The sequence below is a fragment of the Galactobacter sp. genome (genome assembly GCF_022712295.1).
Lineage (GTDB): Bacteria > Actinomycetota > Actinomycetes > Actinomycetales > Micrococcaceae > Galactobacter.
Genome location: NZ_JALAGT010000055.1, coordinates 22,024 through 28,127 on the forward strand (window position 1 = coordinate 22,024; position 6,104 = coordinate 28,127).

Genomic DNA, 6,104 nt, shown 5'->3' on the forward strand with positions numbered 1-6,104 from the left:
CTCAAGCTCCTTCGTTGGACTTCGTTGAGGTTTCTTCGGAAGTTTCTGTTTCGGCCCCCGCGATCAAGGTGGCCAGGGTGACGGGCGTGGAGACCGGCCGCTTGGAGGTGGCCTCCATCTGCTCACGAGTCGGGGCACCGGACGCGGCCAGGCACGCGGTCGCGAAGCCGCACATGCGCCCCTGACACCACCCCATTCCTGCGCGGGTGACCTGCTTGGACGCTCGCGCATCCTGGGCCAACGCCTCGTCCTTCGCTGCGAGGATATCGCCTGCGGGGACCTCCTCGCAGCGGCAGACCAAGGTCTGATCCGTGAGCCGGTCCTCCCACTTGGGTGGAACGGGATGCGTGGTGTGCATCGCGGCGGCGAAGTCGCGGTGCCGACGAATGGTGCGCGCTTCCGCCTTGGTCGGGGACGCGACCATGCCCGACGTTCCGTGCCCGGCTGCCGCCGCGTCGTCCGGCACGGTGCCAAGCGCCTTGGCGGCCGCGGCGCGACCGGCCACATGGCCCTCGGTGACGGAGAGCAGCCAGCCGCCCACTCCGGTGATCTCACCGGCCACGAAGACGCCATCCTGGCTGGAGGACTGGTGTCGGTCCGCGGTGAGGACCACGGAGTCGTCCACGTCGGTGCGGGTGGTGAGGCCCAGCTGCACGCCGAGTTCGATCTGTGGGGTGAAGCCGTAGCCCAGGCCCACGATGTCCACGTCCACGAAGACGCGTTCCGTGCCGGGGAGCACGTTGCCTGAGGCGTCCACCTTGGCTGTGACCACGGATTCCACGCCGTCGGTGCCTCGGATCTCGGTGATGACGCGGCGCTGCAGGTAGGGGACGCGGTGCTTGAGCAGTTCCTTGGCGTATTCCACCCCCTCGAGTCCCTTGGAGGGGACCTTGGAGGCGGTGAGCGCGTTGGGTACCCAACCGGTCAGGGAGGCTGCCTCGCAGACGGCGAGCACCTCGCCGCCCGCGGCCAGCACGTTGGCGGCGACGGGCAGCAGGAACGGGCCGGTCCCGGCCAACAGCACGCGGCGGCCGGGGAGCACGCCGGATCCCTTGATGGTGGCCTGGATGCCGCCCGCGGCCATGACGCCGGGGAGGTCCCAACCGGGGACGGGGAGCTGGCGGTCGTAGCCGCCGGTGGCCATGACCACCGTGGTGGCGACGATGGGGGCGCCGGAGGTCGCTGCGTCTGGCGCCTCGGGGCGCTCGATGGCGCCGGTGAGGTGAGCGTCGAAGGTGTCCCCGTCAGAAGACGTCTGCACCATCCACACGGCGGTGGAGGGGAGGAAGGTCAGGCGCCCGTCCTGGAGACCGGCGTCGAAGCGGGAGCGCAGCTCACGATAGGTGGCCCACCCGTGGTGCAGTCGGCCGTCGTCGGTCACCACGTTCTCCGGCCGGTGACGCCAGAACTGGCCGCCCGGTTGCGTATTGGAATCCACGCAGGCCACGGTGGCTCCGGCGTCCAGCGCCTCGGCAACCGCGGCGAGGCCGGCCGGGCCCGCGCCGATCACCAGGACGTCGACACGACTCTGTTCGGTGCTCATCGCGTTCCCTCCTGGCCCTGGTCGTTCCCCCCGTGGGATTCCGGATCCGGTTCCGGGCCCACGGTGATGGCAATCTCTGCGGTCGCAAGCGCGCTCTCTGCGGGCTCGTGCGGCTCCTGTTCGCAGGGGCGGGCACCGAGTTCCGGATCCACCGTGGAGATGCTCATCCCCTCCTCGACCGGCAGCATGCAGGCGCGCTGCACCTGGGAGCCGTCCACGCTGACCAGGCAGTCCCAGCACGCTCCGATGCCGCAGAACTGTCCGCGTGGTTTGCCTTCCTTGCGTGTGGTCCGCCAGGCCCGCTGTCCCGCGCCGAGCATCGCGGCCGCGGCCGTGGCACCCGCCGGGGCGGTGATCTCCTGGCCGTCCACGCTCAAGCTGACCTGAGGCGTCTGCTGCAATCCCTTGCTCATGCGGCGACCTCCCCGTTCTCGGTCAGAGTGATTTCCGGAGCGCCCTCACCGAAGCGGGAGGGAGCGAAGGGCGTCAGATCCATGTCGGGCTGCTCGCCCGTGATGGCCTGCGCCAACAGTTTGCCCGTCCCCACGGACAGGCCGATGCCGGCGCCCTCGTGACCGCAGGCGTGCCACAGGCCTGGGGCGCGATCGTCGTGCCCCATGACCGGCAGGTGGTCAGGACAGTAGGGCCGGAAGCCGTGATAATGGCGCATGATGCGGGTCTGGGCCAGGAACGGGAACAGCGCCACGGCGTTTTGCGCCATGGTGCGCAGGCCGTCTACCGCCACGCGGTCCTCGAAGCCCACGCGTTCACGGGTGGAACCGATCAGGATGGTGCCCGCCGGGGTCCCCTCCACCACCGGTGAGGACTGCAGGCCGGCGTCGGAGGAGCCCACGTTGTCGACGTACTCCGCGGCGTACACCTTGCGGCGGATACGTGGCGGCAGCGGCTCGGTGACCATCACGAAGCCGCGGCGGGGGCGCACGGGCACGTTGACTCCAGCCAGGGCCGCGATGCCGCCCGCCCATGTGCCCGACGTATTGACGACGGCGTCCGCCGTCACGTCACCATTGGGGGTGCGCACGCCCACCACGCGGTCGCCGTGCCGAATCAGCTCCGTGACGGGCGAGTTCACCATGACGCGAGCCCCGGCTGCGCGGGCCAACCCCAGCATGCCGGTGGCGGCCAGCACTGGCTGCACCTGCGCGTCCTGCGGGTAATAGGCGGCACCGAGCGCCTTGTCGGTGATCCACGGTTCCAGTTCCAACAGCCGCTCTGTATCCACTTCCTCTGCCTGGATGCCACGACTGCGCTGAGCGGTGGTGAGGCGGGAGAGGGACGCCAAGGAGGATTCCTTGGACGCCACGATGATGCCGCCCTTGGCCTCGAACTCCCAGTCGGTGGCCACGTGGGCCAGGTCGTTCTTCCAGACGCCGAGCGAGTACAGGGTCAGATCCAGCTCGGGTCCCAATTCCTTGTCGGAGAGCAGGATGTTGCCCTCGCAATGGGACGAGGTCCCCGAACCGGGGAGGCCGCGTTCCACCACCGTGACGGAGGCTCCGGCCTGAGTTGCGAAGTACGCCACGGCGGCACCCATGATGCCTGCGCCAATGACGACGACGTCGCTGTGGGTCACTTGAGCGGTGCCTCCTTCTGAAGGTTGGTGGGGGTCTCGGCCACGTGGTCGGCCTTGGATCCGGTCTGCCACGACCCGGTGGCATGGCCGATATGAGCCCGCAAGAGCTCTTCTGCACCCGCACCGTCGCCTGCCTCCAGCAGGTCGATCAGGCGGTGGTGCTCCAGTGCGGAGTCCTCCAGCAGTCCGAGGTCCGCCAGGGAACGCAACCCGTAGAGGCGGGTACGCAGACGCAGGGAGGTGCAGAGGTCAGCCAGGACCGGGTTGTTGGCCTGGGAGAGGATGAGCGCGTGGAAGTCCCGGTCGGTGAGGAGGTAGTTCTCCAGATCCTCTTCGCGGGCGGCCTTGAGGTTGAGGTCGGCGAGGTCGCGGAGCTGGGCCAGGACCTCGGGGGTCAGGTTCCCGATCGCGCGCGGCATGGCCGGGGGCTCCAGGAGGAGCCGTACGTCGGTGATCTGCAGTAGCTCCTCGTTGGAGAGCGAGGTGATGCGGAAACCCTTGTTCTTCTGCGTCTCCACCATGCCCTCACGAGCCAGGTCCATCATGGCCTCACGCACCGGGGTGGCGCTGACGCCAAGCTGTGCACCGAGCGTGGGTGCGGAGACCGTGGTGCCTTCCGCCAGCTCACCCACCATGATGGCCGCTCGCAGCTTGTCGGTGACGATGTCTCGGAGGTTCTTCTCCCTGCCCAGTGGGGCCAGGACGGACTGCTCGCTCATGCGTTCTCCTTGGGCGAGGCAGCCACGGTGGCCAGGACCAGGTCCTCCCACGACATTCCGACCCCGCAATAGACGGCCGGGTTCCCGGACGTGCGGTGGATCCGGCCCGCCACGGCGTCTGCCAGGTTCGGCGGGACCAGTTCCTGCCATTCTTCCGCGCTGCGTGCCGGGATCAGGTCACCGGCCTCGCGCAGCATCGAGGCACGTCCCTCCACCAGAACATCGGAACGCAGGATCAGGCTCGGGTCGAGCTCGCGGGCGTCCAATCCGTGCTGGCCCACTGCCGCCACGAGCGCATTCGGTGCCACCCACTCCCCCGGGAAGAGCGGGGTCGCCGAGGTGGTGACGGTGATGATGACGTCCGCCGCACGCACCGCGGCCTCGATATCCGCTCCGGCATCGGTGACGCCCAGCCCGCGTTCGGCGGCCTGCTCCATCAAGGAGGCAACGCGTTCGGGGCGCCTGCCCACCACCTGCAATGCGGCGCCCGGCCAGCACCAGGCCGCGGCGTCCAGGTGGTTCAACGCCTGCACACCTGCGCCGAACACCAGAACAGTGGGAGTCTCAGGGAACCCGTCGGGGGCGGCAGCGGCGAGCGCACGCAGCCCCACGAAGGTCACCGCCGGGGTACGAATCGCGGTGAGTTCCGTGCCGTCCATGACGGCCTTGGGCGCGGAGGTGGACTCGTCGAAGAGCAGGTACGTTCCCTGGATCTTCTCAAGACCGCGCTCAGGATTGTCCGGGGCGATGGTGAGCACCTTGACTCCCGCCGAGGACTTGGTGACGGCCGGCATCATGAGGAACTCACCGCGGTTGGTCGGCGCGAACAGGCGGGGGCCGTCGTTCTCGGGGTCCACGTCCCCTGCCAGCGCGGTCTCCAGGCCGGACACCGCGGTGTCCCAGGGCAGTGCGGTACGTACGCCGGCGGCATCGAGGTAGGGCAGAGAGGTCACAGCAGGAATCCTTCCGGGAACGGGTCGGTGGGATCCAGCATGTACTGTGCCGTGCCCGTGACCCAAGCCCGGCCCGTGATCTTGGGGATCACCGCTGGGCGTCCGGCCACCTCGGTCTCCTCCAGGAGACGGCCGATGAACGTGGATCCGATGAAGGAGTCGTTGCGGAAATCGGTGTTCAGGGGCAGTTCGCCGCGGGCGTGCAGCTGCGCCATGCGGGCCGAGGTCCCGGTGCCGCAGGGCGAGCGGTCGAACCAGCCCGGGTAGATGGCCATCGCGTGGCGGGAGTGCCGGTTCGTTGAGTCCGGGGACTTCAGGTAGACGTGGTGCACCAGGCGGATGTCGGGGCGCTCCGGGTGGACGGGTGCGTCCACCTCGTTGATGGCGTCCATGATGGCGAGGCCGGCCTCGAGCAGGTCATCCTTGCGTTCGCGGTCGAACGGCAGCCCGAGCTGTTCCAGATCCACCACGGCGTAGAAGTTGCCACCGAAGGCCAGGTCGTAGGTGATCTCGCCGTAGCCGGGGACGTCCACCTTGGCATCGAGCCGGTCAACGTAGGAGGCAACGTTGGTGATGGACACGGACTCCGCGTGGCCGTCCTTGACAGCGACCTCTGCGACCACGAGTCCGGCCGGGGTGTCCAGGCGGATGGTGGTGACGGGTTCCCGGACCTCAACCATGCCGGTCTCCACCAGCACCGTGGCGACGCCGATGGTGCCGTGACCGCACATGGGCAGCAGTCCGGAGACCTCGATGTAGAGCACACCCCAGTCGCAGTCGGGACGCGTTGGCGGCTGCAGGATGGCCCCGGACATGGAGGCGTGCCCGCGGGGCTCGGTCATCAGCAGCGTGCGCAGGTGATCCGCGTTCTCCATGAACCACAACCGGCGCTCGGCCATGGTGTTGCCTGGGATGGTGCCGACGCCGCCGGTGATGACCCGAGTGGGCATCCCCTCCGTATGTGAGTCGACGGAGTGGAAAACGCGGGTGGTACGCATGGGGGAAGACCTCTGACTTTCCGTACTGCAGATGACCTGTGGGGATGCGGGTGCCCGACGGCGGGTGACGGACCCGCGGGTCCGTCACCCGCCGTCGGGCAGGAGAACTTCAGGGTTTACTTGTAACCCTTGGCCAGAGCGTTCTCGGTGTCCTTGGTGATCTTGGCGTGGATCTCCGGGGACAGCGCGCCACGCGGGGGGCGGCAGGCGCCACCGCGGCGGCCGGCGATGTCCATGGAGAGCTTGATGGCCTGGACGAACTCGGTCTTGGAGTCCCAACGCAGCAGGGAATGCAGG

The 6,104-nt window shown here is 68.7% G+C and carries 6 protein-coding genes and 1 pseudogene; all 7 read right to left on the bottom strand.

Annotation, left to right across the window (positions count from 1 at the left end; genetic code table 11):
• Nucleotide 1: 1 nt before the first annotated feature.
• Complete coding sequence (locus tag Q0A15_RS04385; RefSeq protein WP_291278319.1) at nt 2-1,543, bottom strand: FAD-dependent oxidoreductase; 1,542 nt, start codon at nt 1,541-1,543, stop codon at nt 2-4.
• Nucleotides 1,540-1,956, bottom strand: a complete 417-nt coding sequence (locus Q0A15_RS04390) for a (2Fe-2S)-binding protein (protein WP_291278320.1) — start codon at nt 1,954-1,956, stop codon at nt 1,540-1,542. The genes Q0A15_RS04385 and Q0A15_RS04390 overlap by 4 nt, the downstream gene beginning before the upstream one ends.
• Nucleotides 1,953-3,137 carry an FAD-binding oxidoreductase gene (locus tag Q0A15_RS04395; RefSeq protein WP_291278321.1) on the bottom strand — a complete coding sequence of 395 codons (1,185 nt, stop codon included), beginning with the start codon at nt 3,135-3,137 and terminating at the stop codon, nt 1,953-1,955. The genes Q0A15_RS04390 and Q0A15_RS04395 overlap by 4 nt, the downstream gene beginning before the upstream one ends.
• A complete protein-coding gene (locus tag Q0A15_RS04400) occupies nt 3,134-3,856 on the bottom strand; it encodes a GntR family transcriptional regulator (protein WP_291278322.1) in 723 nt (240 codons plus the stop codon). Before Q0A15_RS04400 ends, Q0A15_RS04395 begins: the two co-directional genes overlap by 4 nt.
• On the bottom strand, nt 3,853-4,809 hold the full coding sequence (locus Q0A15_RS04405) for an ornithine cyclodeaminase family protein (RefSeq protein WP_291278323.1): 957 nt from the start codon (nt 4,807-4,809) through the stop codon (nt 3,853-3,855). The genes Q0A15_RS04400 and Q0A15_RS04405 overlap by 4 nt, the downstream gene beginning before the upstream one ends.
• Nucleotides 4,806-5,807, bottom strand: a complete 1,002-nt coding sequence (locus tag Q0A15_RS04410) for a proline racemase family protein (protein WP_291278324.1) — start codon at nt 5,805-5,807, stop codon at nt 4,806-4,808. Before Q0A15_RS04410 ends, Q0A15_RS04405 begins: the two co-directional genes overlap by 4 nt.
• A 116-nt stretch (nt 5,808-5,923) precedes the next feature.
• A pseudogene (locus Q0A15_RS04415) lies at nt 5,924-6,104 on the bottom strand (dihydrodipicolinate synthase family protein); the annotation flags it as partial.